The organism is Azospirillum brasilense (genome assembly GCF_001315015.1).
Taxonomy (GTDB): domain Bacteria; phylum Pseudomonadota; class Alphaproteobacteria; order Azospirillales; family Azospirillaceae; genus Azospirillum; species Azospirillum brasilense.
Map to the genome: position 1 here is coordinate 912,212 of NZ_CP012915.1, position 26,097 is coordinate 938,308.

Below are 26,097 nucleotides of genomic sequence, written 5' to 3' on the forward strand. Positions count from 1 at the left end.
TGCTCGCGCGTAGACGACCGCCTACTTTACTTATCTGGTGAATCGCAATTTCGCGTATGCCTGACATATAATTCAATCCATCGTGGAAGGATTACGGAATTGGATCGGAATACGACTTTGCCGAAAGATGTTACGAAGCTCTTTTATAAGGAAGAGCGTCTGGCGATGTTCATCGACGGCGCCAATTTGTACGCAGCCGCCCGGTCTCTGGGCTTCGATATCGACTATAAGCGTCTTCGCGACGGCTTCGCCTCTGAGGGGCGACTGGTGCGCGCCTTCTATTATACCGCGTTGGTGGAGGATCAGGAATACTCGCCGATCCGCCCGCTGGTCGATTGGCTGGACTACAACGGCTACACCATGGTGACCAAGCCGACCAAGGAATTCACGGACGCCTCGGGCCGGCGCAAGATCAAGGGCAACATGGACATAGAGCTGGCCATCGACGTGATGGAGATGGCCGAGCGCGTCGACCACATCCTGCTGTTCTCCGGCGACGGCGATTTCCGCCGGCTGGTCGAGGCGGTGCAGCGTAAGGGCGTTCGGGTCAGCGTCATCAGCACCGTGCGCTCCCAGCCGCCGATGGTCGCCGACGAGCTGCGCCGTCAGGCCGACAACTTCATCGAGCTTCAGGACCTCGCCCCGAGCATCGCCCGCGTCCATCATCACCGCGAGCCGATGGGCAACCCCGGCGCGCCGGGCGCTCCGGACATGCCCAGCCAGGGCGGCCCCTACGCCAACTTCTGAGCGGTGCCGCTCACCGCGGGGGGCGCTTTCCGATCAGCGCCCCGCGACGGTGGCTTTCAGAGCGCCGGCCGGAAGTTGGAACATCATCAGATAGGTCCGCTGGAGCGGGCTGCGGTTGTCGTCGGAAACGATGTAGACGAACAGGCCGCCTCCCGCATCGGGCCGCACCGCCAGTCCTTCGAAATTGTCGGTCGGCAGGGGCGGCTCCAGCCGCGCCAGTTCCACCCCATCCATCGTCGCGCCGCCGCGCAGCGAGTCTGCCGGCACATGGACGATGCGTGCCGCCCAACCTCCCAGCAGGGACACCCGCCGCTCCAACACCAGCACCCCGCCGTCCGGCAAGGGCGCCGCCGCCGTGGGGCGGAAGCGGGGCGCCGCGCGGTAGGTCAGCGGCTGCCAGTCGCCGCGCGCCTTCGGATCGGCGGGAGCGATCCAGGCGTGGCGTTCACGGACACCGTCGTCGTCGCCCTCCTCGATGGCCAGGATACGGCCGTCCGACAGCGCGGCCAGCGCTTCGACCCCGCCGTTCGCGGGGGCGTTTTCCAGACCGGGCGGCACCGGAAGCTTCCGCGGGGTTCCCTCGGGACGGTCGGCGCCGTCGTAACGGAGGATGCGGTGGTTGCGCTCGAACGGCACCAGCCAGCCGCCGTCCGGGAGGCGGATGAGGTCTTCCGAGTCGTTGAGCCGACCGCGGTAGTCCAGGCTCTTATCGAGGATCAGGGGACGGACATCATAATGTCCGGCGCCCACCAGACGTCCCTGGGCGTCGTAGGACAGCCGCCCCGTGACGCTCTTGCCATTGTCGGAAACGGCAACGAAACGGTCCCCCGAGTCGCTGACCCATAGACCGGACAAGCCCCCTACGCCCGCCCCATCGGGCAGACGGAGGGCGCCACGAAATCGCAAGGCGCCGACTTCCGCAAGAGCCGGGCGGTCCGGGTCGAGCGCAATTGGAACGGAGGACTCGGCCGATCGCCCGTTTCCGGCCACCGCGGCGCAGCCGCCGGCCACGGCCAGAAGGGCGCAAAAGGGAATCACAAGGGTTCTCAAACGCATGGCGGCACTCATGCCACGACAGGGTGGCCGGGGAAACGCATTTTCCGGCTTGCCCCGCCTGCCCGTGAATCCGACCGTTCGTCCGCCGGGCTCATAAGCCCTGCCTCTCCGTCCGAACGTGAACGAACGAATTGGATATGCGCAGAGGGGTACTTCCTCAGAACCAATTCGGGAGTGGGTTCAAGCGCATAAATTGTTCTGTACCTAAGTAAAACGTTGCCCAGCCTCAGCCGAGAATTGCGTGATGCCCAATCCCCTCCGGTTCCAGCCGGTCGCCCTGCCTGCTGATCGCCCCGCCACCGGTTCGGGAGCGCCGGAGGACCCAATCGCGGAACGCATCCGCGAGCTGGAGGCCGAACTGCGCGAGCTTCAGCACCGGGCCAAGAACAGCCTCCAGCTCGTCATCAGCCTGCTGAAGCTTCAGACGGGCCGCATCCGCGACCCGGATGCCCGCGCCGCCTATGAGCAGACTCTGGTCCGCATCGAGGCGCTGGCGATCCTCTATCGGCAACTCCACGAGTCGGGCACCGGGACCCATGTGAATCTGGGCCGCTACATCGAATCGCTCGCCGACGCGGTGAAGCACGGGACGCCCGGCGGCCTCGCCAACGTGCCCATCGAGGTGAAGAGCGATCCCATCCAGATCGGTCTGTACGAGGCCATGCCGCTGGGCCTGATCACCGCGGAGCTGATCACCAACAGCCTGCACCACGCCTTTCCGGAGCAAGGCTGGATCCGCGTGTCGGTGATGCAGGAGAACAACGGGCGCGCCCGCCTGATCGTCGAGGACAACGGGCGCGCCCTGCCCGCCGGCTTCGACACGACGGCCGAAGACGGGCTGATGCTGGCCGAAGCTCTGGCTGCCCAGCTCGGCGACACGCTGAACACGGAAAGCGACGCCGCCGGCACCACCGCCAGCGTGTCCTTCCCTGTGTGACGACTCAGGCCGGCGCCCCGTGGCACTCGTGCGGGGCGTTCTCGGGGCCGTGGTCATGATGCTCGTGTGGATGCTCGGGCGGCGGGGCCGTCTTGACGGTCCCCGCGAACCAGTCGCGGATCGCCTGCACCGGATCAGTCTCCAGCGTGGTCACCGGCTCGATGCCGCGGCGCTTCATGTGGTTGATGAAGCCCTCGCCGGAGGAGCCGGTGATGACCACCCGCACCGCGTCGATCGGATGAGGTCTCCCGTCACCGGCGAGGTGAAGGACCTCGTCCTCGGCCAGTTCGATCCGATTGATCTCGACGGGCTCGCCGCCCGCCTCGGCCTCGAAGACCAGAAAGCGACGGGTGCGGCCGCCATGGGTGGCGATGCTGCGGTAATCCTGCGTGCCGACGGCGAACCTCATCCCACACCCCCATAAAGACCCTGCGGCCTTACCGTGGCATAGCGTATCGCCGCGCGCACTGAGGGAGGTCAATGCGCGTCAGAGGATTTCGGTTTCGTCGGAGCGGATGACGTCCGTCCATTTGCGCTCCAGACGACGCAGCGTGCGGTAGGTGACCTCGAAGTCCTGGCTGTCGCCCTCGGTGCGGATCAGACCGTCGGAATGGACGGACGCCATGTGGCGCAGCCGCTCGCACAACTCCAGCCCCCGAGGCGACAGCTTCAGCCGGGCGGCGCGCTTGTCGCGCGGCGAGGCGGAGCGGTCCACATAGCCGCTGTCCACCAGCTGCTTCAGGTTGTAGGAGGCGTTGGAGCCGAGGTAATAGCCGCGCTCGATCAGGTCGCGCACGCTGATCTCTCCGTTGGAGATGTTCAGCAGCATCATCACCTGCACCGGGCTGATGTCGTCGATGCCGATGCGGGACAGCTCGATTCGCAGAACGTCGAGGAAGCGGCGGTGCATCCGTTCGATGATCCGCGCCACCTCATGGTACATCTGGGTCGCGGAGGCCTTGCGCTCAGCGTCGTTGCGCTCGGCGTCTTCGGTCGGCTGGGGCTGAACGAGCGTCGTCATGGGCCTCGGGTCTGCGTGGGGATCGGGGGGGAGCACGGCCTTCCTTGCCCGACGCACCGTAGGGACCTAACTGTTTAATTTATATTAACTGTGATGGCGGCACGAAGGCGCACCGGACCTTTTCCAAAGGTTGGTGCGCCTTCGCCAAAGACTGGATAAGGCAAGGACTGGATATGGTCAGATCCAGCTGTCGTCTCCACCACCGTCGTCGCCGCCGTCATCGAACGAGGAATCGTCGGTTTGATAGTCGACGTTCTGGAGGTTGTTATCCTCTGGCGGCAAGCCCTGGTCCGCGCCCTGGTCAGCGGAGTCGCCGTAGTAATTGTTGATGATCGTCTCGCCATGGCTGGCCGTCTGGCCCGCGGCGGCGGCGGCCTCGCCGAACGGACCCGGCGAATGGCTGAGCATCGAGGAGATGGCGCTGGCCGCCAGCATGCCGCCGGCCACGCCGGCCGCGGTCTGGGCGGCACCGCTCAGGAACCCTCCGCCGCGCGGCGCGTATCCCTGTGGGCCGAATCCGGGCTGCGGCGCGTAGCCGGGCTGGGGCGGATAGGCCGGCTGGCCGTAACCGGGCTGCCCGCCGGCTTGCGGAGCGGCGCCCCACGGGCTGCGCGGCGGTGGCTGCATCGGGTTGTAGGCCGGCCCCTGGGGCGACGGGGGCATCAGCGCAGGCCGCGGCTCAGCCGGACGGTTGCCCCCACCGGCCCACGGGCTGCGCCCCAGCCCGAGCGCGTTGGACAGGAAGCTGCCGCCGGACGGCTGCGGCTGGGTCTGCTGGGCGCGGGACTGCGCCTCCCTCACCTGCCGCTCCAGATCCTCGATGCGCTGCTGGGCGGCGGTCAGCGCCTGCTGCTGCACCAGGACCGACTGCGCCATGTAGTAGGCGGCGGCGGGCTGGCCCTGGATCATCTGCTGGATGAAGCGTTCCGCCTCCGGATCGCGGGGCTGGTTCTCCACCTCGCGCAGGTGCGTGAACAGATCGGAAAGGAGGGTGCGTTCCTCGGGCGTCATGATCGTCTCCTGTGCGCGCTCCGTGCGGGCGCGCCATTGATGTGGCGCACCGCACCCCCGGTGCGCAAGGGTCCCGGCCCCTGCGGAGAACGCTAACCGGCCTTGCGCTCCGCCGCCTCCACGGAGGGCTCCGACACCAGGGCGGCGCGGACGGCGTCATCCACCCGCTCCAGCCAGACGAAGCTCAGCCGCTCGCGCACCGCCGCCGGAATGTCGTCGAAGTCCTTGCGGTTGCGCGCGGGCAGCATCACCGTCTTCAGGCCGGCGCGCTGGGCGGCCACCACCTTCTCGCGGATGCCGCCGACCGGCAGCACCAGACCGCGCAGGCTGATCTCCCCGGTCATCGCCGTGTCGGAGCGGATGCAGCGCCCGGACAGCAGCGACACCAGGGCCGTGAAGATCGCCACCCCGGCGGACGGCCCGTCCTTCGGGATGGCTCCCGCCGGGACGTGGATGTGGATGTCGAAACGGTCCAGCCCCTCCGGGTCGAGGCCAAGGTCCTTCACCCGCGACTTGACGAGGCTGAGGGCAGCCTGCGCGCTCTCCTTCATCACCTCGCCCAGCTGGCCGGTCAGGATCAGCCGGCCCGAGCCGGAAAAGCGGCTGGCCTCGATGAACAGGATGTCGCCGCCCACCGGTGTCCAGGCGAGGCCGGTCGCCACACCGGGCACGCTGGTGCGCATCGCCACGTCGTTCTCGAAGCGCGGCGGCCCGAGGATCGCCGTCAGGTCCGCCGGTTCGACCCGCATCCGCTCGACCTCGCCCTCGGCGATGCGGACGGCGGCGTAGCGGCCGACCGCGCCGATCAGCCGTTCCAGTTGGCGGTTCCCGGCCTCCCGCGTGTGGTCGCGGATGATCGCGCGCAGCGTGTCGTCGGGGATCTCCAGCTGCTCCGCCGTCAGCCCGTTCGCGGTGAGCTGACGGGCCAGCAGGTAGCGCTTGGCGATCTCCAGCTTCTCATCCTCGGTGTAGCCGGACAGTTCGATCACCTCCATGCGGTCGCGCAGCGGGCCGGGGATGGTGTCCAGCATGTTGGCGGTGGCGATGAACATCACCTTCGACAGGTCGAAGGGCACGCCCAGGTAATGGTCGCGGAAGGTCGCGTTCTGCTCCGGGTCCAGCACCTCCAGCAGGGCGGCCGAGGGGTCGCCGTGGAAGCCCTGCCCCAGCTTGTCCATCTCGTCCAGCATCAGCACGCAGTCGCGCGTCCCGGCCTTGCGGATCGCCTGGACGATGGTGCCGGGAAGCGCCCCGACATAGGTGCGGCGATGGCCGCGGATCTCGCTCTCGTCATGGACGCCGCCCAGCGAGACGCGGGCGAAGGCCCGCCCGGTCGCCCGCGCGATGCTCTGGCCGAGCGAGGTCTTGCCCACCCCCGGCGGGCCGACGAAGCACAGGATGGGGCTGCGCCCCTCCGGGTTCAGCTTGCGCACCGCCAGGAATTCCAGGATGCGGCGCTTGACCTTCTCCAGCCCGTAATGGTCCTCGTCCAGGATGCGGCGCGCCTCGGCGATGTCGATGCGGGATTCCGACCGGCGGTCCCACGGCATTTCGATCAGCCAGTCCAGGTAGCTGCGCACCATCGAATATTCCGCCGCCGCCTCCGGCATGCGCTCCAGCCGGCGCAGCTCCTTCTCGGCGTGCTCCCGCACATCGGGCGGCATCCCGGCCTTGGCGATGGCGTCCTGAAGCTCGCCGATCTCGGCCTGACGCCCCTCGTCGGCCTCGCCCAGCTCCTTCTGGATGGCGCGCAGCTGCTCGCGCAGCAGGTATTCGCGCTGCCGCTCGTCCATCGCCTCGCGGGTGCGCTCGCGCAGGTCGCGGGACAGCCGCAGCACCTCGATGCGCCGGGCGAGCAAGGCGCCGACCTTGTCGAGCCGCTCCGGCAGGTCGATGGTCTCCAGCACCTCCTGCTTCTCGGCGGGCTTCAGGTCCATGTAGCTAGCGGTCATGTCGGCCAGCTCGCCGGGGCTTTCGAGCGCCTGAACGGCGGCAAGCAGCTCCTGCGGGGCCTGGGGCAGCAGTTGCAGCGCCTCCACCGCCTCGTTGCGCAGGTTCAGGAAGCGGGCCATGACCTCCGGCGTGGCGGTGTCGCTTTCCTCCACCATCTCGACGCGGGCGGCCATGAAGGGATGGCCCGGCACCCACTCGACGATGCGGAAGCGCTGCTGTCCCTGACACACCAGATGGTGCGAACCGTCGGGCGTGGTGACGTAGCGCAGGATGCTGGCGGTCGTGCCGACACGGTGCATGTCGGCTCCGGTCGGGTCCTCCACCGCCTCGTCGCGCTGGAGCAGGATGCCGACCGGCCGTTCGGTGCGGGCCGCCTCCTGCGCCGCGGCGACCGAGCGCGCCCGCCCGACCGTCACCGGCAGCACCACCCCCGGAAACTGCACGAGGTTCCGGACGGGGATGACCGGGATCACATCCTCCGGCAGCCCGGAGACAGGCGGCGATGCGGATGGCGTCTGGGGAGCCGGCGTCGCTTCGGCAGCGTGCTCATCAGTCATTCGAACGTCCTTCATCCCATCTTGTCGAGCGTCAGCACGAGGCAGCCCGCCGACAGCTCGCGCCGTCCCATGCGGAAGGCCCCGGCGGGCAGCTCGAGCCGCCGCTCGAAGCGGCCGTGGGGAATCTCGAGGCGGTGGATGATCCCGTCGCAGCCCAGCGGCAGGGTCCGCTCCCCGGCAACCACCAGAACGCCGTCCTCGACGGCGACGTGAAGCTGCTCCGCGCCGACGCCGGGAAGGGCGACGACGATGGTCACCGCGTCCTCCGTCTCGTAGACGTCGATGGGCGGGGTCCAGCAGGCGCGGCGCGGGCCGGGCGGGGCCGGGCGGAAGAACTGGCGGTGCAGCCGCTCGGCACGGTCCAGCAGTTCGACGGCCTCCGACCACATGAAGGACGCAGGATCACGGCGGGGCGGCATGGCGACTCCTTGGAGGAATGGGTGTGATGGACGTCAGATGCCGGCGCCGGTATCCGCGGAGGCTTGGGCAAGGTTGCGCGGTTCGGGACCCTGCTCCTTCGCCCGCTCGTCCTCCTCCTGGAGTTCACGGCAGGCCCGTTCCCAATGCTCGGCGCGGCGGCCTTCGGGGCGCCCCTCCTGCTCCCAGATCTCGTAGGCACGGTGGCGGATGCGGTGCTCGTCCATCGCGGCGTTCCCCTCCTTCCCGCCCCGGCCGCAGGCATGGCCCGTCCGGCCGCAAGAACCGGGGCTTTTTCGTCCCTTCAGCAACGGTGGGGAGTCGCAGGCGTTCCGCCGACCATGCGGACATCAGACGGAAGAAAGGGCCAATGGCCCATTTCGGGGTCAGGGCTTTAGAGCCGGTCCGACCCGTCCGTGGGGTCGGGGCGGCCCGCCGCCTCGTCGTGGCCGCTGCGGTTGCTGAGGAAAACCAGGGCCATCAGCCCGATGGCGACGGCGCTGGTCAGCACGGCGCCGCCGACCAGGGCGAGCAGGCCCGGCAGGCTGAGGCCGAACAGGTCGAAGCCCGTCGCTGCCCAGGCGGCGAACAGCGCCGCCAGGACGATGACGGGACAGGCGATCAGGAAGACGCGGAGCCAGGACATGCACGCTCTCCAGCCGGTGCCGGGAAGCCTCTACATGGCCGCCCGGCACGGCGGAGGAAAGCCCGCCGCCTGTTTCCGTCAACCGGACGGCGTCAGTGGGAGAGCAGCAGCGGCACCGGGCAGGTGCGCAGGACATGGCGCGTCCCGCCGCCGCGGTGCAGGAAGGGGAAGCCGTAATGGCCGTGCGCGCCCATCACCAGCAGATCGGCCCCGGAATCGATGCTGCGGGCCAGGAGCGCGTCCATGGCGCCGATGTCGGTCACCGTGAAATGCGTCTGGTCGGCCGACACGCCGTGGAGCGCCAGATGGTCGAGCAGGCCGATGCGCTGCGGCTCCGTCCCGGCCGGCGGGGCGGCCTGGGTCAGAACGGTGATGACGGTGACCTCGTCGGCGACCTGGAGGAAGGGCATGGCGTCGGCCAGGGCACGGGCGGCTTCGCGCTCGGCATTCCAGGCGACGGCAACGCGCTTGCCGATCACCGGGAAGGTTCCGGCGAAGGGCAGCACCAGCACCGGGCGGCCCGAGTTCAGCACCACCTGCTCGTTCAGCTCTTCCGGCGCCACGCCGTCGGCGGGGGCGCTGCGGTCGAACTGGCCCAGCACCGTCAGGTCGGCGAAGCGCGACCAGATGATGACCTCGCGGATGACGTGGTTGTGCTCGCCGTGGGTCAGGCCGTGCCACTGGCCCTGCAGGCCCGACGCCTGGAGCTTGTCGCGGAACATCGCCTCGCTGCGGGCGGCGGCCTGTTCCAGATGGTCGCTGGAGCGGCGGGCGATGACGCTGGTGGCGCTGCGGTCCGGCTGGGCGAACAGGCCGCGCAGGAAGGCGCCGCTGGTCTTCGCCAGCGCAATGGCCGCGTCGAGGCGGGTTTCCACCTGCGGTCCGGAATCGAGATGCACGAGGATGTGCTTGTAGGCCATGAAAATCCTCCCGTTATTCTTGTTCGGGCGGGCGTGCCCCGGGGGCGACGCGCCTGCATCGATTGTTCCTCTTGCGGCGCCGCAACGCCAGCAGGAAAAAGCCTTCCGGAAGGATGGAATAGGCGTTTCTTCAGAAGCTCATGCGCAAGCGGGCGGTGAAGGCGTGGTTGTGGCCATCCGCTCCCGACAGTTCGCCGCGGTAGCCCACCGTGGCGCCGACCGCCTGCCAAAGCTGAGCCGACAGGCCGACGCCGATCACCAGGGAGTCGCGGCCGTCGCCGCTGGGGCTTACGCTGTTGGCGGCCCCGCCGGGCAGGCGGACGGTGACGGTGCGCGCGTCTTCGGCGAACTGGTGCTCCCAGGCGATGCCCAGGCTGGGCTGAAGCACCGATCGTCCGATCTCCACGACGGTCGAGGCTTCGGCCCCGACGCTGCTCTCCAGCGATTCGGCGCTCTGCCGCTCGACGCCGAGCGACAGCAGACCGGCGCCGCTCTCCTGATAGCCGTCGATGCGCGTGTGGATGTAGCGCAGGCCCAGCCGCGGCCCCAGCGCCACCGGTCCGAGCTGCGCCGTGTAGCCCCCGGCGACCGACAGGGCGTAGGTCCGCCCGTCCGTGTCCGCCGAGGCGCTGGGGAACGGCGCAAAACCGGTGGTCCGGTCGATGTCGCCGTAACGGTCGAAGGAGACGCTGCCCGCCACGGCCAGTTGAAAGCCCCGCGCCTCGGTCACCGCGTGCAGGCCGATGATGGTGCTGGTCATGTCCAGCGTGCCCGCCCCCTCGTCCAGCTTGGCGCGGCCGCGCGACCCGCCGACCGACAGCCCGACGCGCGAGGCCGACCCGACCGGCAGTTCGGCGCCGACGCCGCCAGACTGGGTGTTGAAGCGGAAGCCCTGGCGCTCCGGCGTGCCGCCGAGACGGCCCCAGGCGGCGTCGCCGATCAGGAACGCCCTCAGCTCCCCGTTGCCGAGCGGCGCCTCCACCCGCGTGGCGGCGGGGCCGGCGATGGAGCCGAGCAGAGCGCGATGCCAGCTCCGCGTCGCCTCGAAGGCCAGTTCCGGCTGCATTGCCACCGCTTCCGCCGCGTCGTTCAGCGCGAGCAGGGCGCCCTGCATGTATTGCGCGATCAGCAGATGGGCGGCGCGGGTCGGGTGGATCTCGTCCCAATAGACGGTCTGGTCGGCCTGCGCCTCGGTCCCGCAGGCGCCGGTCGGCGCGTTGTCCGACAGGCAGGGCGTGACGGTGTTGGTGAAGCCATAGGCCGTCGGGTTGGCCGCCACCGCGCGGTACAGCGCGTTGACGTCAGCCACCACGACGGTGACTCCCAGCCGCTTCTCCACGTCGGCCATCGCCTGCGACAGCAACGTGTTGTGGGAGGCGGTGACGGCGTTCAGCAAGGCGGCGCGGTCGGAATTGCGGGTGTCCGGGATGGTGCCGAGGTCCGGCAGGTTCGGCACCAGGAAGGTCTTCCCGCCGAGCGCCGCCAGACGCTCCACCGTGGTGACGATGTTGCCGACCGTCTGGGTGACGAGGCCCGAAGGGTCCGAACCGGCGGAGACGCGGTTGAAATAGTCGTTGCCGCCAGCCCAGACCGCGAACAGTCCGCCGCCGGTGCCGCTCGGGCGGCTGAGCAGGAACTGACCGACCTGCCCCTGGATGCCGGGAACGCCGGTCTGCGACAGGGTCCCGGTCTCGGCACCGCCATAGGCGAAGTTGGTCTTCTGGTCGGGCTGGCTGCCGATCAGCGGGGCCAGCCGCTCGACCCAGACGGGGCCGTTGGAGAAACGCCCGTCGTAATAGGGCGGGCTTTGCGGAATGCCGCCGCGCGTCAGCTCATAGACGCGGCCGGTGTCGGACAGGCTGTCGCCGAAGACGAACACCCGGTCGAACGGCACCGCCCCGGCGGGCGCCGACATCAGCAACGCGGCTCCCGCCGCCATACGAATCGCCTTACCCGTCACCGCCTCACCTCCCCGCTGGACAGCCGGAAAACAGGAGTGGTGCGTCAAAGCGGGGGGCGGTACCGCCATTGCGTCGGGAAGAGAAGCCGCTTGGGCGGGTTCATCAGACCATGGGGGACCCGAGCATGGGTCCATCCATGGAGGAGGCAGGACCTCACCACTCGGCGGGCGGCGCCCACCGGCACCCCGGTGTCCGCGCCGTCCGCCCTTTTCTCAGTTCAGCGGTTTCCCCAGGGCAGCATCCGGTTCAGCGTCCCATCCTTCAGCACATACTGGTGGACCAGGGCCGCCGCCGCGTGGAGGCCGGCCAGCACGATGATGGCGGTGCCGAGAAACTCGTGGGCCTCCTCCAGCGTGTGGCCGAAGGCTTTGTCCTCACCGACCAGCGCGGGCAGCGTGAACAGGCCGAAGACGGAAACGGGATGCCCGTTGGCCTGCGTCATCAGCACGCCGGCCAGCGGCACGGCAATCATCAGGGCGTAGAGCGCCAGATGCCCGGCCTTGGCCGCCAGCAGGAGCAGCGGCGCGGTGTCGGAAGGCATCGGCGGCGGCGGGCTGACGGCGCGCCAGACCATGCGCAGCGCCACCAGCGCCAGAACGAGGACGCCGAGCGAACGGTGGAGGTCCATCAGGGCGGTCCGCTCCGGCCCGCGGGGCACCAGTCCGCGCCCCTGGGCGATGGCGAAGGCCACCAGAATCAGCAGGGCGACGCTCCAGTGCAGGAACAGCATCACCCCGTCGTAGCGGGTCTTGACGGGCGGCCTAGCGGCGGCCTCGGAATAGGCGTTGGACATTGGGAGTCCCCCTCATCGGCAGAAACAGGCAAGTCCTGCCGATCCTGTCCGGGGGCGACTGAACCCAAGCTGAACGGCGGAACCCAGGACTGAGATGGGGGTGCAGGGCTGGTCCGCGCCGTGGTCGCACGGATGACCCGGCGGGCCAGCCGGGTCACCCCGAACAGTGGGAAGGTTCTCGCCGCCGGTCGTCGCCGAAGGGCGTCACACCGTCGCTTCGGACTCCGGCGCCAGTTCGGCGGCGGGCAGCAGGCGGCGCACGGTCAGGCAGACGATGTCGCCGGTCTGGCCGCCCGGACCGACATGGGCCTCCACCGCGCGCAGCAGCAGTTCGGAGCGGTCGCGCGCCGACAGGCCGCGACCCTGGTGCAGGACGGCGGCCAGACGCTCCTCGCCGAACGGCTCGCGCTGGGCGTTCACCGCGCGCAGCACGCCCTCGGTGCACAGGAACAGCGTGTCCTCCTGCTCCAGCCGAGCCACCGCCTCGCCGTAGGGGATGCCCTTGCGCACGCCCAGCGCCGGGCCGCCGGCGTCGGCCAGGGTCAGGACGCTGCCGTCCGCCCGGATGCGGCAGGGCGCGCGGTTGCCGGCGCTGGAATGGCTGAGCGCCCCGGTCTCACGGTCGTAGAGGGCGACGAAGGCGGTGGCGAAACCGTCGAAGGGGCTCTGCCCGCACAGCCGGTCGTTGGCCGCCGCCAGGATGGCCGCGGGGGTCATGCCGGGCCGGGCCGCCGCCTCGCGGATCGCGCCGCGCACCAGCAGCATCAGGAAGGCCGCCGGCACGCCCCAGCCGGACACGCCGGCCACCACCAGCAGGCACTGGCGCTCGTCCAGTTCGATCACGTCGTAGAAGTCGCCGCTGACCGCCGGACCGGGGACCAGCAGGCCGAAGAACTGGCTGTCGCGCCCGGCGGGAAGCTGCTGCGGCAGCAGGTTCGCCTGCACGTCGCGGGCGGCGCGCTGCTCCTCCTCGATCAGATGTTCGGCGGCGGCCAGCTTCTCGGTGCGGGTCTCCAGCTCGGCCGTGCGCATCAGAAGCTGGGCGTCCAGCGTCTCCTCGCGGTAGGACGCCTCCAGCGCCATGCTGCGGAAGACGCGGGCGAGGCGGCCCATCTCGTCGTTGCGCTCCATCGCCTCGTTCAGGGTGAAGGGGTTGAAGCGCCCGGCCTCGACGGCGGCGACGGCCTCGCCCAGCCGCTCGATCGGAGCCATCTGGCTGCGCGCGAAGCGGACGGCGCCGTAGACGCCCGCCGCCAGGGCGAGCAGCCCGACCAGCACGCCGATCTTCACATGGCGCCCGACCACCGAGGACAGGTCCTCCGCCGGCAGGCGGACCACCGCGATGCCCGCCCCCTGCCCCGCCACCGCCGGCACCGGGGCGAAGGCGGTCAGCCGGTCGCCCTCGCGCAGAAGACCGGTTTCACCGGCCGCCGCCGCGGCCTTCGCCGCCTCGATTGCCCGTTCCGACAGCGGTCCGGCGCTGGGGCCGGTGGCGTGCACGGCGAGACGCCCGTCGCGCTCCAGAAGCCACGCGCCCTCCACCGTGCCGCCGGCCAGCAGGGAGGCCATCACGCCGTCCACCCCGGCCTTGCGGGCGATGTCGCCCAGCCGGCGCACGTCGGCGCCGACCTGGACGATGCGCGGCTTGTCGACGCCCGCCACACCGGCGAACTTCATCAGCTTGCCGCCTTCGGTGGCGGCGTCGGTCACCACCTTCTCCGGCGCGCGGTTCAGCAGGCCGTAATAGGGCGCCTGGCGCGGCTGCGCACGGGCGTCGGGGCCGAAGGTGATGTCGGGGCCGGGGATGTTGTGCAGATAGGCGCGGCCCCGGTTGTCGGTGACCCAGATCTCGTCCGGCCCGCCGCCATCCGCGACGGCCTTCAGCCGGTCGGTCACCGCCTTGACCGGCGCCTTGCCCGCCTCCATCACCGCCACGAGGTGGGCGGCGAGGGTCGCCTCCGACAGCAGCCGGTCGCCCAGAAGCGCCTCGACGTCGCGCGGGACCTCGCGCGCCAGCGTGGCGGAGCGGGCCAGCAGGGTCGCCGCGCCGCGGCCATCCGCTTCCACCCGCGTCTGGATCGCCGAATGGGTCGTCCAGGCCAGCAGAATCGTAACCAGCGCCACCGCCAGCGTCACCAGCCCGGAGATCAGGAGGACCAAACGCCCTTGAAAGGTCATGGAGGGGACCCGCCTTCTGTAGCCAACCGACCGCCGCGGGCGCTCCGCCGTCCCCGGACAAGCCTGGGATTTGGGAAAATTGCCCGACCGCGCCCGTCGGTTCTACCCAGCCGGGCAGCGTGAGTCCAGGAGAGGCGGACGCCGGTCCTGTAACCTCAGTACCAGTAGCCGCCGATCCGGTAGCGCGGGCGCCGCACCGCCGCCGGCATGGCGAGGTGCGGCCGGGCGTGCAGAGGGTGGGCGTGCAGAGGGTGGGCGTCGAGCCCCGGCAGGACCGGCGGCGGGGTGCGCAGCGCCATCAGGCGCCGCACGCGCTCCTCGGTCTCCGGATGGGTGCGCAGCAGGGACGGGATGTTCTGCGCCCGGCGGCGGCCGGGAAAGCGCAGCCCCTCCCACGGGCTGTGCTGAAGCCGCTCGATCCGGGCAAGCGCCGAGGCCACGCCCTCCGGGTCGCCGGTCAGGTGGGCGGCGTCGAGGTCGGCGTCGAATTCCCGCGTGCGCGACAGGGCAAGCTGCAGAAGCACGCCGATCCAGGGTGCGGCGATAAGCAGCAGCACCAGCAGCCAGGGAACCGCCTCCTGCCGCATCATCAGCAGCGGCAGATTGAGAATCAGCAAGGCCATGCCGAAGACCGACATCAGCCGGGTCAGGCTGGTCACCGTGTCGGCCAGCCCCATCACGGTCAGGTCGTTGTTGCGCACATGGCTGACCTCGTGGGCCAGCACCCCGGCCAGCTCGCGCAGGCTGAGCGCGCGCAGCAGCCCGTCGGTGACCGCGATAGCCGACCGGCGGCGGCTGCCAACGGCGAAGGCGTTCAGCGCCGGGCTGGCGACGTACCACAGCTCCGGCACCGCGGGCAGCTCCGCCCGCCGGGCAATGGCGGCCAGCGCGTCGAACAGGACCGGGGCCTCCGCATAGGTCAGGCGGCGGGCGCCGAACATGCCCAGCACCATGCGCGGCGACAGGCGCGGGCTGAACAGCAGGCTGATGGCGCCGCCAAGCAGCGCCCACAGCACCCCCTCAACCCCCGCCAGGATCATCCCGCACAGCGCCAGCAGCAGCACCATGCCGCCGAGCAGGAGGAGGGATTGCAACACGTTCGCGATCTTGTGGCGCCGCCTCAGGTCGGCGACGGCCTGATCGGTGGGCATGAAGGACCGAGGCATGTGCGGCATGACGGGGGCTTCCTCCCTGACCATCTCCCTTTGGAACCGTTCAACCGGAGCCAAGTCCGGCCCGCTTCATATTGGCGCGCGCTGTTCCTTCGTCATCCCGGCCGCAAGCACAGGCGACGTGCGTTGCACGGAAGGGCACCCCTCTTGATTTGCGGGGGAGCGTCGAACACATACACGTCGAACGTGCTCACCCGTCAGCCGCTGACCCCCGCTTTTCAATCACGGTCATCGCCATGAGCAATCCTTACGAGATTCTGGGCGTATCCCCCACCGCTTCAGACGACGAGATCCGCAAGGCCTACCGAAAGCTGGCCAAGAAGCACCACCCCGACCTCAATCCCGGCAAGGCGGAAGCCGAGCAGCGCTTCAAGGACATCAGCGCCGCCTACAGTCTGCTGTCGGATGCCGACAAGCGCGCCCGCTTCGACCGCGGGGAGATCGACGACTCCGGCCAGGAACGGCCGCAGCGCCAATATTACCGCGACTTCGCCGAAGGCCCGGCGGGCGCCCGCTACGCCCACGCCGAGGGCTTCGCGTCGGATGATCTGGAACACATCTTCTCCGACCTGTTCGGCGGGCGCGGCTTCGCCCGCGGCGGCGCCATGCCGATGAAGGGCGGCAACCTCGGCATGGCGCTGACGGTCGATTTCCTGGCGGCGGCCAAGGGCGGCAAGCGTCGCGTCACCATGCCCGACGGGAAGACGCTGGACATCGACCTGCCCGCCGGGCTGGAGGATGGCGGCACCATCCGCCTGAAGGGCCAGGGCTTGCCCGGCAGCAACGGCGGTCCGCCCGGCGACGCACTGGTGACCGTCAAGGTCACGCCCCACCCGTGGTTCCGCCGCGACGGCGATGATATCCAGCTCGACCTGCCGGTGACGCTGGGCGAGGCGGTGCTGGGCGGCAAGGTGCGCGTGCCGACCATCGACGGGCCGGTGATGCTGACCGTTCCGAAGGGGGCGAACAACGGCACGCGGCTGCGGTTGAAAGGCAAGGGCCTTCCCGGAGCGAACGGCGCGCGCGGCGACCAGTATGTGACGCTGCGCATCGCCCTGCCCGACGCGCCCGACCCGGCGCTGGAGGCGTTCGTCCGGGATTGGAAAACCGACCACAACCCGAGACGGGACATGGAGGCCGCGTGAGATGGACCGGAACGACATGGACCAGCACGGCGCGCGATGGCGGACCGAGGAGGTGCTGGCCACCTGCCGGCGCGTCTCCTCCGCCCAGCTGACGGTGTGGGTGGAGCGGCACTGGCTGAGGCCGCGGCACGAAGGGACCGGTTTCGTCTTCAGCGCGGCGGACATGGCCCGGCTGGAACTGATCTGCGATCTGCGGGAGGATCTGGCGCTCGACGACGAGGCGATGCCGGTCGTGCTGTCGCTGCTGGACACCGTCTACGGGCTGCGGCGTCGCCTGCGCGTGTTGGCCGAAGCCATCGGCGATCTGCCGCCGGAGGCCCGCTATCTCCTGCAGGACGAGCTGCGGAAGCGGGAGGAAAAGGAGGAGTAGGTCAGCTCCGGACGCCGAAGGCCCGGCCGCTCAGCGCGATGTCCTGGTTGAAGCCTTCGGCGACCCGGTCGTTGCCGCCGGACTGCATGCACAGCGTCACGTTGATGGCGCTGAGGATGGCGTGGTCGATCTGCTCCGGCTTGGCGTTGTGGCGTTTGATGGCTTGAAGCGCGCGGGTCACGGATTGGGCCATGGAGCAGGTTCCGTTCGTTCTGGCAGGCTGCCCGGGTTGATCGGCGGGTTGGTCGATGACGTCATCATGACGCCCCTTCGCTCGTCCCGCTGTGCGCCGGGCCACACCCAGCCGCACGGACCGCCTTTCGCAATGGCGAAAGTCCTAAAGCCCAAATTCTTAATCAGGTGTAAACGTCCGGCCGAGCCCAAAAGGCATAACCCTTTATGCCTTTCCTGGAAGCTCCATCAAACCAAGAGCATAGCTTGGTCCATCGGATTGGTATTACCGCTCATTAATATCAAATGCGACATTTTGCCCGGCGCCGCTGACCACCCGACAGGGAGGCATCGCCCCTCAGAGATCCCCGTCCTCCGCCAGGAGTCGGCGATGGATGGCGGTGGCGGCGATCGCGGCCTGCCCCATGGCGACCGAAATCTGGTTCAGTCCCTCCACGATGTCGCCCGCGGCGTAGAGCCCCTCGATCCCGGTCTGCTGGTGCTCGTCGGTGACCAGCCGTTCGCTCGGCCCGATGCGCACGCCCAGCCCCTTCACCGTCTCGTTGCGCGGGTGGCAACCCAAGGCGGAATACAGCGTGTCGAAGGTCAGCCGCTCGCCAGACGCCGTGGTCAGGGCGGCGATCCGCCCGCCCTCGGTGTGGATTTCCACCACCGGCTCCTCGACGGCGCGCAGCCCGGCCTCGGCCATGCGGCGCTCCTCCGCCTCCTCCAGATTCATCGGTTCGCCCAGCGTCAGGACGGTGATGTCGCGGGAATAGGTGCGCAGGAACAGCGCCTCCCCCAAAGCCCCGGTGCCGTGGCCGATAACGCCGATGCGGTGGCCGGTCACCTCGAACCCGTCGCAGATCGGGCAATGGCGGACCAGTCCCCGCTGCACCGCCTGATACAGGTTGGGCAGCTCCGGTTCGCGGTCGATCACGCCGGTCGCGGCCAGCACGGTGCGGGCGCGGAACAGCCGCCCGTCCTCCGTCCGCACGCGGTAGCCATCGTCGCCCCGCTCCACCGCCGTCACCGTTCCCGGCACGATCCGGGCGCCGTAGCGCTCCGCCTGTGCGCGCATGCGGGCCAGCAACTCGTCGCCGGTCACCCCGTCCGGAAAGCCCGCATGGTTGTGGGACAGCGGAATCCAGGAGGCCCGGCTGGCCCCGGAATCCACCACCAGGAAGCGGCGGCGGTAGCGCGCAAGATAGATTGCCGCGGTCAGCCCGGCGGGTCCGCCGCCGACGATCAGGGTGTCCAGACGCTGTTCCTCGGGTGCGGCGGCCATTGCTCGGGCGTTCCAGCGGTCGTTGGTGACGTTGGGGAACAGGCTGCGCCTTCCCAGGTTCCGCAGCGGGACGCTGCACCGCCGAAGCGTCCATTCGCCGCGCCGTCCCCGGCTTGACCGGGTTGAATTGCCACACGCACTGTACGGCCATACCGTGTCCTGCCGGGAGCCGCAGCCGTGCCCCAGCCCCCGTCTGTCCCATCCGAACCGCCGACGTTCAACATCACCCCATGCGACCGGGACATCCTCGACGTCGAGCCGATGTTGCGCAACTTTGGTGGCCCTGGTCCCACCGTCACCATGCTCTACACCCTGTTCCTGGAGAACGCGGATGAGTTGTCGCGCGTTCTGAAAGAGCGATTGGCGCTCGGCGACCTGCATGGCGTCCGGCTGGCCGCCCACTCGGCGGCGGGGGCCGCCCGCACCGCCGGGGCGGGGCGGGTCGCCGACCTGTTCGGCTCGGTGGAGGATGCGGCCCTGCGCGGCGACGCGGCGGTGGTGCGGCGGGACGCAGCGGCCATCGACCGCGCCCTGGCCGACGTGAAAATTTTAATCGCACGCATTTGAGTTTCTTTCGCGCTGATATATCATGCAGGCGTAACCCTTAGGGGTACCCACAGGACGAAGCGCGAGGGTGGCCGTGTCGTTCAATTCCTGCGCGGTGCTGGTCGTCGAGGACGAGGTGGTGACCCGCAGCGTCTCGGTGCGGCTGCTGAAGCAGTTGGGCGTCGGCACGGTGATCGAAGCCGCCGACGGGGCGGAGGCGTTGGCCCGCTGCAACCGCGTCGATTTCGACGCGATCTTCTGCGACGTGGACATGGCGCCGATGGGCGGTCTGGCCTTTCTGGAGGCTTTGGACGGGCGGGCGCCGGTCATCATGCTGACCAAGCACGACGGGTCGGACGTCGTCCTGTCGGCCCTGCGCTCCGGTGCCACCGGCTATCTGGTGAAGCCGCTGACCCCGGTCGGCCTGCGCGAGAAGCTGGAAAAAGCGCTGACCGCGAAAGGGTAGAACCTTGACCGCGACATTATACTTTTCGTAACCACGGCGGAATTATTCTGTACACGGTGCATTGCTGCACCCTTGTGCGGATTGCCGGGAGATTCCGCATGCCCATGAACGTTCTGGAAGTGGCGATCTACGCCATGGTGCTCACCGCGTCGCAGCCGCGCCCCTATGAGTGCGTCGCGGTGCAGCCGGAGGGGGTGAACTGCACGAACGGCCTCGCCGTGGCGTCTGAGACGCCGAACGGAGTCATGGCCTTCAACACCGGTGTTCAGGTCATCAAGGACAACCAGGGCCGCGTGCGGCTGAGCAACGGGATCACCACCCATTTTGATTCCTCGGCCTGGGTGGCCTTCAAGAACCCCGGCGGACAGACCCTGGTCAGCGTGCGCAAGACAGGGCCGTTCCGCTTCAAGTTCTCCAACAGCTTCCAGTGCGAGATGATCGGCCAGAAGCAGGACATGGCGCGCTGCTACAAACCCTGAGGCCCGATCACCCCACCGAGCCCCGTTCATGCGGCGCGTCGAGGTCCAGCGCCGGCCCCTTCGGCACGACGCCGGTCGGGTTGATCATGGTGTGGCTGGCGTAATAGTGCCGCTTGATGTGGTGGAAATCGACGGTCTCCGCCACGCCCGGCACCTGATAGAGGTCGCGCAGATAGCCGGACAGGTGCGGATAGTCGGCGATGCGGCGCAGGTTGCACTTGAAGTGGCCGACATAGACGGCGTCGAAGCGCACCAGCGTGGTGAACAGGCGCCAGTCGGCCTCGGTCTGCCGGTTCCCCAGCAGATAGCGCTGCTTGGCCAGCCGTTCGTCCAACTCGTCGAGCGCCGCGAAGAGGGCGTCGAACGCCTGCTCGTACTTCTCCTGGCTGGTCGCAAAGCCGGCCTTGTAGACGCCGTTGTTGACGCGGTCGTAGACGAAGGCGTTGAGCCGGTCGATCTCCTCCGCCAGTTCCGCCGGGTAGAAATCCAGCGAGGCGTCGCCGAAGGCATCGAATTCCCGGTTCAGCATGCGGACGATCTCGGCGGACTCGTTGCTGACGATCGTCCCGGTTTTCCTGTCCCACAGCACCGGGACGGTGACGCGCCCCGAGTAGGTGGGATCGGCCTTGGTGTAGACCTCGTGCAGGCGGGTGGAGCCGGTGATCGGATCGGGTTCGGGGAAGGTCCAGCCCTCCTCGCGCATCAGGGGATCGACCACGGTGACGCCAATGACGTCCTCCAGCCCCTTCAGCTTGCGCAGGATCAGCGTGCGGTGCGCCCAGGGGCAGGCCAGCGACACGAACAGGTGGTAGCGCCCGGCCTCCGGCTGGAACGGGGTCGAGCCGTCGGCCCGCACCCAATTGCGGAACTGGGTCTCCGGACGGACGAAGGCGCCGCCGCTGTTCTTGGTGTCGTACCACTGGTCGTGCCAGCGGCCGTCGATCAACAGGCCCATGCCCTGAACTCCCCTCTGTCCGGTGCCGCCTCTCCCGCCCGGACGGCGGGAGAGGCGCACTCCACCCTCAACCGTGCAGCTTCTTGGCGATCTCCGCGACGTGCCGCCCCTGGTAGCGGGCTCCGTCCAGCTCGACCGCGCTCGGCTGGCGGGAGCCGTCGCCGCCCGCGATGGTGCTGGCGCCATAGGGGCTGTTGCCCATCACCTCGTCCACGCCCATCTGGCCCTGGAAGCTGTAGGGCAGACCGACGATCACCATGCCGAGGTGCAGAAGCACGGTGTGGGTGGTGAGGATCGTGCTCTCCTGCCCGCCGTGCTGGGTGGCGGAGGAGGAGAAGGCGGCGCCCACCTTGCCGACCAGCGCGCCCTTCGCCCACAGGCCGCCCGTCTGGTCGAGGAAGTTCTTCATCTGGCCCGGCATGTTGCCGTAGCGCGTCGGCACGCCCAGGATGATGGCGTCGTAGTTGGCCAGCTCGTTCGGGTCGGCGATGGGAATGTTCGGCTCTTCCTTGAAGTGCGCCTTCTGCCGCACCTCTTCGGGGACCAGCTCCGGCACGCGCTTCACGGTCACCTCGGTGCCGGCAACGGAGCGTGCGCCCTCGGCCATCGCCTGCGCCATGGTGGAGATGTGGCCGTAGCTGCTGTAGTAGAGCACCAGAACCTTCGCCATGTCTCGTCTCCCCTCTGTCGTTGCGGCCGCGCTGGAGGCTGCGGCGTTCCAAAAAGATAGCGCGTTGCCGCGTCCTAGCAAATCCAGGGCGCTGGAACTTCATTGTTCCCAGGTGTAGAACAATGACATGGATCGCCTCGACGACATGATGGCCTTTATCAAGGTCGTGGACACCAAGAGCTTCACCACCGCGGCGGAGCGCCTGAACCTGTCCAAGTCCGTGGTTTCCCGCCGCATCGCGGAGTTGGAGAACCGGTTGGGGGCGCGGCTGCTGAACCGCACCACGCGCAAGCTCAGCCTGACCGAGGTCGGACAAGCCTATTACGAGCGCTGCACCCGCATCATCGCCGACCTGGAGGAGGCGGAGCAGGCCGTCGCCGACCTGCACGCCGCCCCGCGCGGGCGGTTGAAAGTCAACGCGCCGGTGTCCTTCGGGCTGCTGCATCTGGCCAAGGCGGTCGCCGAGTTCCTCGAACGCTACCCGTCCATCGAAATTGAGATGGACCTGAACGACCGCTACGTCGACCTGATCGACGAGGGCTACGATCTGGCGGTGCGCATCGGGCGGCTGCGCGACAGCTCGCTGATCGCCAAGCGTCTGGCTCCCAACCGGCAGGTGGTCTGCGCCAGCCCGGCCTATCTTGAGAAGCACGGGATACCTCAGACGCCGGATGAGCTGTCCAACCACAACTGCCTGATTTACACCAACATTCCGACCGCCGAGCAGTGGCAGTTCCGCGTCGGCGACGCCATGCGCTCGGTCCGCGTGTCGGGATCGCTGCGCACCAACAACGGCGACCTGCTGCGCGAGTCCGCCATCGCCGGCGTCGGCATCATCGTTCTGCCCACCTTCCTGTGCGGGGAGGCTCTGTCCAAGGGGCAGCTCCAGTGTCTGCTGCTGGACTATTACATGGCGGAATCGAACGTCTTCGCGGTCTACCCGCAGAACCGGCACCTGTCGCCGAAGGTCCGTGTCTTCGTCGATTTCCTGGCCGAACGCTTCGGCCCGCGCCCCTATTGGGACTGCGCCCTGCTGAGCCTGCAGCCCTTCCGGGCGGAGGCGTGACCGACGCCCCCGCTCCGAACGGTCTTTTCATCAGGCCGCCGGCTTCTCCAATATAAAGAGAAGACCCGGCACGCCCACGCCCTTCTCCCGCCGGGGGGAGCAGGGCTCCATCAGACGCACCGTCAGGCCCGCCGCCGCCGCCATCTCGCGCAGATAGGCTTCGCTGTGGGCGTAGCGCCGCGACGGGCCGAGCGCGTAGCCGGAGGCCGCCGCCTCGCCGTCCAGACGCTCCACCGTCGCGGCGAAGCGGCCCTCCGGACGCAGGGCCTTGGCGGCGCCCTCGAACAGCGCGGTCAGGTTGCCGAGATAGACCAGCACGTCGGCGGCGACCAGCAAGTCCCAGGCGCCGGGCACCGCCTCCACCGCCGCGACCACGTCGCCGACCGACAACTCATCATAGAGAGCGCGGGCGCGGGCCTTCTCGACCATGCGCGGGGCCAGATCGACCCCGGCAAGATGCGCCGCCAACGGGCGGAACGCCACGCCCGCCAAGCCGGTGCCGCAGCCGAGGTCCAGAACCCGCAACCCGGAAGCCCCAGGGTCCGATGCCGGCCCCAGCCGGTCCACCGCCTCGCGCAGCAGGGCCGGCGCGGAGTAGCCCAGCTTGCCCACCAGATCCTGGTCGAAGCGGTCGGCGTAGCGGTCGAACAGGGCGCGCACATAGGCCGCCGACAGATCCGCCCCGGCGCCCCCATCCAGCGCGGCGATCAGCGCCGCGCAGCCGAGTCGCCCGTCCGAGTCGAGCCCTTCGGCGCGGCGCAGCGCGGTCAGCGCCTTCGCCGGCTCCTGCAGCATGATCCAGGCCCGACCGATGGCGGCGTGCAGGTCGGCGTCCTCCGGGTCCCGGCGGGACAAGGGCTGAAGCAGCTCGACCGCGCCCAGCGCGTCGCCAGCCTCGACCAGCAAGGCCGCCAGTTCCAGCGCCGCCTCGCGGTCGCCGGAGCGCAGGGCCACGGCCTCGCGGTACTCCTCCAGTGCGGCCTCCCGCCGGCCCGCCGCCGCCAGGGCGCGGGCGAGGCCGAGCCGGGCCGTGGCGGAATCCGGACGCTCCGCCGTCAGCACCTGCCCGGTGATCACCGCCTCATCGAACCGGCCCGCGGCGCGCAACGCCTCGGCCAGGGCGATCCGCCAGGGCCACACGCCGGGGTCGAGCGCCACCGCCCGCCCGCAGGCGGCCAGCGCCCCGGCGGCCTCGCCCGCGTCCCGCGTGCTGTCGGCCAGGGCGCCCCAGGCCTCGCCCGATCCCGGATCGGCCGCGCAGGCGAGCCGGAAGGCACGCGCCGCCCCCGCCGCGTCGGCGGCGTAGAGTCGGTCATAGCCAGTCTGGAACAAAATGCCCGGAACGTCTCCGGGCTGGACGAGGGGGCCTGCCCCCTCCCGGTCGGCTTGAGCCGTCGAATCGCGATCCACGATCACTTCGCTATGGGAGATGCGCTGTCGCCGTCCCCGCTCCGGGAGACTCCGGAAAGCGGAAGAAGACACGAACTCCTGCACCAGCTTGCGAGCGCGCGCAAGAGGCATCCGAAGGAGGTCGTTCGGCAGCGAATCGAGCTTCAAACCGTCGCATTAGGCCGATTGGATGGATTTGTACGCCTTTCGCACAATCCACCTCTTTCGGTTTTTCAAAGCGCTTCGGAATCAGTGCCTTGATGGCTAAGACCAAGGCCCGGAGTGGGTTTTTCCCGCCGCCTTGTGACATCGTTCGATCGAAAGGCGTGGTATTACCGGGCAGCAAATAGATTGACGCTGTATAAAATTTTTGGAAGTGTGGCTTCGGCGCCCGATGGTGGGCGCTGAACTTTCGGGTAGGAGGCGGTCACCGTAAGCGACTCGGTGACCGGTAATGGCGGCCCCGCGCGGGGGGCCAAAACGAAGCCGGATGAACCCGGCAACGAATGAGGGGACCGAGGATATGCAGGATCGAACTCAGCGCGTGCGACGCACGTATGGCGGCTGGATCGCTCTTGCACTGGGCTTAGCCACCGCTCCGGTTCTCCTCGCCAAGCCCGCCGCCGCCCAGGACAGCAGTTGCGTCTCCCACGCCGTGGAGGCCGAACGCAAGTTCAACATCCCCTCCGGCCTGCTCGTCGCCATCGCCCTGGTGGAAAGCGGCCAGGACGGCGCCCCGACCCCCTTCGCGATGAGCGTGGAAGGCCGTCCCGTTTACGCCCGCAACGCCAACGACGCCGCCCGGCATCTCCGCGACAAGCGCGGCCAGCTTCGCCAGAACGTCTATGTCGGCTGCATGCAGATCTCGCTGGGCACCCACCGCGGCGAGTTCCAGCCGGTGGAGCGGATCGTCGACCCCCGCGAGAACGTCTATTACGCCGGCCGCCTTCTCCTTCGCCTTCATGGCGAGCAGGGAAGCTGGAAGACCGCCGTCGCCCGCTACAACGGCGGTTCCACCCGTCAGGCACAGAACTACATCTGCAAGATCTGGCAGCACCTGAACGAGTTGGACCCGAAGAGCGCCAAGCTGCTCGAATCCGCCCGCTGCGGCGACTCCGAGCCTGCCAGCATCGCGCCGGGCACCCGCCGCACCTTCCGCAACGCCCAGCAGGTCGCTTCCCTCGACTGATTACCGGGCTTCGCAGGGGATGGCGCAGAACGGCCCGATGGGCTAAATCCCTGCCCCATGAACTACCGTCATATTTTCCACGCCGGCAACCCCGCCGACGTGATGAAGCATGCCGTTCTGGCGCTGATCATCGATCATCTGCGCGCCAAGCCGGCGCCCTTCTGCGTGCTCGATGCTCACGCCGGCATCGGACGCTACGACCTGGACTCCGAACCGGCGCGCAAGACGCTGGAGTTCCAGGACGGAATCGGACGACTGTTCGGCCAGCCGGCGCCGCACCCGGCGCTGGAGCCCTATCTCGACGCGGTGAACGCGCTGAACCCGGATGGACGGCTGCGCTGGTACCCCGGATCGCCGCGGCTGGCCCGGGCGCTGCTGCGTGAGCAGGACCGTCTGCTCCTCAACGAGCTTCACCCCGACGACTGGCAGACCCTGAAGGCGGAGTTCGCTGGGGACCGTCAGGTCTCGACCTTCAAGACGGACGCCTATCAGGCGTTGAAATCCCACCTGCCGCCGCGGGAGAAGCGCGGCCTCGTCCTGATCGACCCACCCTTCGAGCAGCCGGACGAGTTCGCCCGCATGGCCGAGGGGCTGAAGGCGGCGCACCGGCGCTGGTCCACCGGCGTCTACGCCCTGTGGTACCCGATCAAGGAACGTGCCGCCGTCTGGCGCTTCCAGGAGGCGGTGGAGAACACCGGCATCCGCAAGATCCTGACCGTCGAGCTGACGTGGCACCCGGAGGACACACATCTGCGGTTGAACGGCTCCGGGCTGCTGATCGTCAACCCGCCCTGGACGCTGGACGACACGCTGCGCGCCATGCTGCCGGCGCTGCACGCCGCCCTGCCTTCCACCGGTGGAGGCTGCACGGTCGACTGGCTGGTTCCCGAGGGGTAAAACCGCACATTTCAACGGAGAAGCGGCAACCGGTCACAGAGGTTGCCGTTGCAACGGCCCCACCACTCGCCCTAGGCTGAACGGGATTACTCCGTTC

The 26,097-nt window shown here is 69.0% G+C and carries 28 protein-coding genes; 10 read left to right on the forward strand and 18 right to left on the reverse strand.

All coding sequences use genetic code 11. From position 1 onward, the window contains the following. Positions 1–165 precede the first annotated feature (165 nt). Positions 166–747, forward strand: coding sequence for a LabA-like NYN domain-containing protein (locus tag AMK58_RS17885; protein ID WP_035679202.1), 582 nt, complete (start codon positions 166–168; stop codon positions 745–747). Between the two features lie 33 nt (positions 748–780). Here AMK58_RS17885 and AMK58_RS17890 read toward each other — a convergent pair whose 3' ends face one another. Beyond that, positions 781–1,602 carry an esterase-like activity of phytase family protein gene (locus tag AMK58_RS17890; RefSeq protein WP_236778221.1) on the reverse strand — a complete coding sequence of 274 codons (822 nt, stop codon included), beginning with the start codon at positions 1,600–1,602 and terminating at the stop codon, positions 781–783. 445 nt (positions 1,603–2,047) lie between these two features. Here AMK58_RS17890 and AMK58_RS17895 point away from each other — a divergent pair, with 445 nt between their 5' ends. Next, complete coding sequence (locus AMK58_RS17895) at positions 2,048–2,740, forward strand: sensor histidine kinase (protein ID WP_035679201.1); 693 nt, start codon at positions 2,048–2,050, stop codon at positions 2,738–2,740. A 4-nt stretch (positions 2,741–2,744) separates the two neighbouring features. On the opposite strand, the gene AMK58_RS17900 is transcribed toward AMK58_RS17895, so the two are convergent. The 12 genes from AMK58_RS17900 to AMK58_RS17955 form a co-directional block, all read right to left on the reverse strand. Then, entirely contained in the window at positions 2,745–3,149 is a 405-nt protein-coding gene (locus tag AMK58_RS17900; protein ID WP_035679199.1) for a NifB/NifX family molybdenum-iron cluster-binding protein, read from the reverse strand. Between the two features lie 78 nt (positions 3,150–3,227). Then, positions 3,228–3,761, reverse strand: coding sequence for a MarR family transcriptional regulator (locus AMK58_RS17905; protein ID WP_035679196.1), 534 nt, complete (start codon positions 3,759–3,761; stop codon positions 3,228–3,230). Between the two features lie 177 nt (positions 3,762–3,938). Further along, positions 3,939–4,772 (reverse strand): DUF2076 domain-containing protein, encoded by an 834-nt coding sequence (locus AMK58_RS17910; RefSeq protein WP_059399247.1) that lies wholly within the window; start codon positions 4,770–4,772, stop codon positions 3,939–3,941. A gap of 92 nt (positions 4,773–4,864) precedes the next feature. Further along, the gene (gene lon, locus AMK58_RS17915; RefSeq protein ID WP_236778222.1) at positions 4,865–7,282 is read right to left on the reverse strand and encodes an endopeptidase La; all 2,418 of its coding nucleotides are present in this window, start codon (positions 7,280–7,282) and stop codon (positions 4,865–4,867) included. Positions 7,283–7,293: 11 nt separating this feature from the next. Continuing rightward, on the reverse strand, positions 7,294–7,701 hold the full coding sequence (locus AMK58_RS17920) for an Hsp20/alpha crystallin family protein (RefSeq protein ID WP_035679179.1): 408 nt from the start codon (positions 7,699–7,701) through the stop codon (positions 7,294–7,296). Between the two features lie 33 nt (positions 7,702–7,734). After that, the gene (locus tag AMK58_RS17925; RefSeq protein ID WP_035679177.1) at positions 7,735–7,926 is read right to left on the reverse strand and encodes a DUF2934 domain-containing protein; all 192 of its coding nucleotides are present in this window, start codon (positions 7,924–7,926) and stop codon (positions 7,735–7,737) included. Positions 7,927–8,093: 167 nt separating this feature from the next. Further along, positions 8,094–8,345, reverse strand: coding sequence for a hypothetical protein (locus tag AMK58_RS17930; RefSeq protein ID WP_035679176.1), 252 nt, complete (start codon positions 8,343–8,345; stop codon positions 8,094–8,096). A 92-nt stretch (positions 8,346–8,437) separates the two neighbouring features. Beyond that, on the reverse strand, positions 8,438–9,265 hold the full coding sequence (locus AMK58_RS17935) for a universal stress protein (protein ID WP_035679175.1): 828 nt from the start codon (positions 9,263–9,265) through the stop codon (positions 8,438–8,440). 130 nt (positions 9,266–9,395) lie between these two features. Continuing rightward, positions 9,396–11,180, reverse strand: coding sequence for an autotransporter domain-containing protein (locus AMK58_RS30585; protein WP_158283095.1), 1,785 nt, complete (start codon positions 11,178–11,180; stop codon positions 9,396–9,398). A 263-nt stretch (positions 11,181–11,443) separates the two neighbouring features. Continuing rightward, positions 11,444–12,019, reverse strand: a complete 576-nt coding sequence (locus tag AMK58_RS17945; RefSeq protein WP_079284964.1) for a cytochrome b — start codon at positions 12,017–12,019, stop codon at positions 11,444–11,446. 204 nt (positions 12,020–12,223) lie between these two features. Beyond that, positions 12,224–14,197, reverse strand: a complete 1,974-nt coding sequence (locus AMK58_RS17950; protein ID WP_059399248.1) for a PP2C family protein-serine/threonine phosphatase — start codon at positions 14,195–14,197, stop codon at positions 12,224–12,226. Between the two features lie 155 nt (positions 14,198–14,352). Beyond that, positions 14,353–15,372 carry a zinc metalloprotease HtpX gene (locus AMK58_RS17955; RefSeq protein ID WP_059399249.1) on the reverse strand — a complete coding sequence of 340 codons (1,020 nt, stop codon included), beginning with the start codon at positions 15,370–15,372 and terminating at the stop codon, positions 14,353–14,355. 233 nt (positions 15,373–15,605) lie between these two features. Between AMK58_RS17955 and AMK58_RS17960 the strand changes: the two genes are divergently transcribed. Together AMK58_RS17960 and AMK58_RS17965 are read left to right on the forward strand one after the other, a co-directional pair. Next, positions 15,606–16,514, forward strand: a complete 909-nt coding sequence (locus AMK58_RS17960) for a DnaJ C-terminal domain-containing protein (RefSeq protein WP_059399250.1) — start codon at positions 15,606–15,608, stop codon at positions 16,512–16,514. A gap of 1 nt (position 16,515) precedes the next feature. After that, positions 16,516–16,884, forward strand: a complete 369-nt coding sequence (locus tag AMK58_RS17965) for a chaperone modulator CbpM (protein WP_051140633.1) — start codon at positions 16,516–16,518, stop codon at positions 16,882–16,884. Position 16,885: 1 nt separating this feature from the next. Here the strand turns inward: AMK58_RS17965 and AMK58_RS17970 are convergent, their stop codons facing one another. Both AMK58_RS17970 and AMK58_RS17975 read right to left on the reverse strand, forming a co-directional pair. Continuing rightward, positions 16,886–17,077: a hypothetical protein gene (locus AMK58_RS17970; protein ID WP_014198714.1), complete on the reverse strand. Its 192-nt coding sequence runs from the start codon at positions 17,075–17,077 to the stop codon at positions 16,886–16,888. A 336-nt stretch (positions 17,078–17,413) separates the two neighbouring features. Next, the gene (locus AMK58_RS17975) at positions 17,414–18,343 is read right to left on the reverse strand and encodes an NAD(P)/FAD-dependent oxidoreductase (protein ID WP_035679168.1); all 930 of its coding nucleotides are present in this window, start codon (positions 18,341–18,343) and stop codon (positions 17,414–17,416) included. A gap of 177 nt (positions 18,344–18,520) precedes the next feature. On the opposite strand from AMK58_RS17975, the gene AMK58_RS17980 reads away from it, so the two are divergent. From AMK58_RS17980 to AMK58_RS17990, 3 genes are all read left to right on the forward strand, one after another. Next, a complete protein-coding gene (locus AMK58_RS17980; RefSeq protein WP_059399251.1) occupies positions 18,521–18,910 on the forward strand; it encodes an Hpt domain-containing protein in 390 nt (129 codons plus the stop codon). Positions 18,911–18,983: 73 nt separating this feature from the next. Then, positions 18,984–19,355, forward strand: a complete 372-nt coding sequence (locus AMK58_RS17985; protein ID WP_236778223.1) for a response regulator — start codon at positions 18,984–18,986, stop codon at positions 19,353–19,355. 98 nt (positions 19,356–19,453) lie between these two features. Then, positions 19,454–19,834 (forward strand): hypothetical protein, encoded by a 381-nt coding sequence (locus AMK58_RS17990; protein WP_035679162.1) that lies wholly within the window; start codon positions 19,454–19,456, stop codon positions 19,832–19,834. A gap of 7 nt (positions 19,835–19,841) precedes the next feature. Here AMK58_RS17990 and AMK58_RS17995 read toward each other — a convergent pair whose 3' ends face one another. Together AMK58_RS17995 and wrbA are read right to left on the reverse strand one after the other, a co-directional pair. Next, a complete protein-coding gene (locus tag AMK58_RS17995) occupies positions 19,842–20,789 on the reverse strand; it encodes a glutathione S-transferase family protein (RefSeq protein ID WP_035679160.1) in 948 nt (315 codons plus the stop codon). A gap of 67 nt (positions 20,790–20,856) precedes the next feature. Further along, positions 20,857–21,459: an NAD(P)H:quinone oxidoreductase gene (gene wrbA / locus AMK58_RS18000; protein ID WP_035679158.1), complete on the reverse strand. Its 603-nt coding sequence runs from the start codon at positions 21,457–21,459 to the stop codon at positions 20,857–20,859. Positions 21,460–21,586: 127 nt separating this feature from the next. Here wrbA and AMK58_RS18005 point away from each other — a divergent pair, with 127 nt between their 5' ends. Further along, positions 21,587–22,525: a LysR family transcriptional regulator gene (locus AMK58_RS18005; RefSeq protein ID WP_035679155.1), complete on the forward strand. Its 939-nt coding sequence runs from the start codon at positions 21,587–21,589 to the stop codon at positions 22,523–22,525. A 30-nt stretch (positions 22,526–22,555) separates the two neighbouring features. Here AMK58_RS18005 and AMK58_RS18010 read toward each other — a convergent pair whose 3' ends face one another. After that, positions 22,556–23,935: a tetratricopeptide repeat protein gene (locus tag AMK58_RS18010; RefSeq protein ID WP_059399423.1), complete on the reverse strand. Its 1,380-nt coding sequence runs from the start codon at positions 23,933–23,935 to the stop codon at positions 22,556–22,558. A gap of 523 nt (positions 23,936–24,458) precedes the next feature. On the opposite strand from AMK58_RS18010, the gene AMK58_RS18015 reads away from it, so the two are divergent. After that, positions 24,459–25,103 (forward strand): transglycosylase SLT domain-containing protein, encoded by a 645-nt coding sequence (locus tag AMK58_RS18015; protein ID WP_236778224.1) that lies wholly within the window; start codon positions 24,459–24,461, stop codon positions 25,101–25,103. Positions 25,104–25,160: 57 nt separating this feature from the next. Beyond that, on the forward strand, positions 25,161–26,000 hold the full coding sequence (locus AMK58_RS18020; protein WP_035679100.1) for a 23S rRNA (adenine(2030)-N(6))-methyltransferase RlmJ: 840 nt from the start codon (positions 25,161–25,163) through the stop codon (positions 25,998–26,000). Positions 26,001–26,097: the final 97 nt, after the last annotated feature.

Excerpts from the sequence above, each read along its gene's own strand:
- AMK58_RS17885 (WP_035679202.1), top strand. The coding sequence starts at position 166 with ATGTTCATCGACGGCGCCAATTTGTACGCAGCCGCCCGGTCTCTGGGC.
- AMK58_RS17895 (WP_035679201.1), top strand. The coding sequence starts at position 2,048 with ATGCCCAATCCCCTCCGGTTCCAGCCGGTCGCCCTGCCTGCTGATCGC.
- AMK58_RS17900 (WP_035679199.1), bottom strand. The coding sequence starts at position 3,149 with ATGAGGTTCGCCGTCGGCACGCAGGATTACCGCAGCATCGCCACCCAT.
- AMK58_RS17905 (WP_035679196.1), bottom strand. The coding sequence starts at position 3,761 with ATGACGACGCTCGTTCAGCCCCAGCCGACCGAAGACGCCGAGCGCAAC.
- AMK58_RS17910 (WP_059399247.1), bottom strand. The coding sequence starts at position 4,772 with ATGACGCCCGAGGAACGCACCCTCCTTTCCGATCTGTTCACGCACCTG.
- lon (WP_236778222.1), bottom strand. The coding sequence starts at position 7,282 with ATGACTGATGAGCACGCTGCCGAAGCGACGCCGGCTCCCCAGACGCCA.
- AMK58_RS17920 (WP_035679179.1), bottom strand. The coding sequence starts at position 7,701 with ATGCCGCCCCGCCGTGATCCTGCGTCCTTCATGTGGTCGGAGGCCGTC.
- AMK58_RS17925 (WP_035679177.1), bottom strand. The coding sequence starts at position 7,926 with ATGGACGAGCACCGCATCCGCCACCGTGCCTACGAGATCTGGGAGCAG.
- AMK58_RS17930 (WP_035679176.1), bottom strand. The coding sequence starts at position 8,345 with ATGTCCTGGCTCCGCGTCTTCCTGATCGCCTGTCCCGTCATCGTCCTG.
- AMK58_RS17935 (WP_035679175.1), bottom strand. The coding sequence starts at position 9,265 with ATGGCCTACAAGCACATCCTCGTGCATCTCGATTCCGGACCGCAGGTG.
- AMK58_RS30585 (WP_158283095.1), bottom strand. The coding sequence starts at position 11,180 with ATGTCGGCGCCCGCCGGGGCGGTGCCGTTCGACCGGGTGTTCGTCTTC.
- AMK58_RS17945 (WP_079284964.1), bottom strand. The coding sequence starts at position 12,019 with ATGTCCAACGCCTATTCCGAGGCCGCCGCTAGGCCGCCCGTCAAGACC.
- AMK58_RS17950 (WP_059399248.1), bottom strand. The coding sequence starts at position 14,197 with ATGACCTTTCAAGGGCGTTTGGTCCTCCTGATCTCCGGGCTGGTGACG.
- AMK58_RS17955 (WP_059399249.1), bottom strand. The coding sequence starts at position 15,372 with ATGCCGCACATGCCTCGGTCCTTCATGCCCACCGATCAGGCCGTCGCC.
- AMK58_RS17960 (WP_059399250.1), top strand. The coding sequence starts at position 15,606 with ATGAGCAATCCTTACGAGATTCTGGGCGTATCCCCCACCGCTTCAGAC.
- AMK58_RS17965 (WP_051140633.1), top strand. The coding sequence starts at position 16,516 with ATGGACCGGAACGACATGGACCAGCACGGCGCGCGATGGCGGACCGAG.
- AMK58_RS17970 (WP_014198714.1), bottom strand. The coding sequence starts at position 17,077 with ATGGCCCAATCCGTGACCCGCGCGCTTCAAGCCATCAAACGCCACAAC.
- AMK58_RS17975 (WP_035679168.1), bottom strand. The coding sequence starts at position 18,343 with ATGGCCGCCGCACCCGAGGAACAGCGTCTGGACACCCTGATCGTCGGC.
- AMK58_RS17990 (WP_035679162.1), top strand. The coding sequence starts at position 19,454 with ATGCCCATGAACGTTCTGGAAGTGGCGATCTACGCCATGGTGCTCACC.
- AMK58_RS17995 (WP_035679160.1), bottom strand. The coding sequence starts at position 20,789 with ATGGGCCTGTTGATCGACGGCCGCTGGCACGACCAGTGGTACGACACC.
- wrbA (WP_035679158.1), bottom strand. The coding sequence starts at position 21,459 with ATGGCGAAGGTTCTGGTGCTCTACTACAGCAGCTACGGCCACATCTCC.
- AMK58_RS18005 (WP_035679155.1), top strand. The coding sequence starts at position 21,587 with ATGGATCGCCTCGACGACATGATGGCCTTTATCAAGGTCGTGGACACC.
- AMK58_RS18020 (WP_035679100.1), top strand. The coding sequence starts at position 25,161 with ATGAACTACCGTCATATTTTCCACGCCGGCAACCCCGCCGACGTGATG.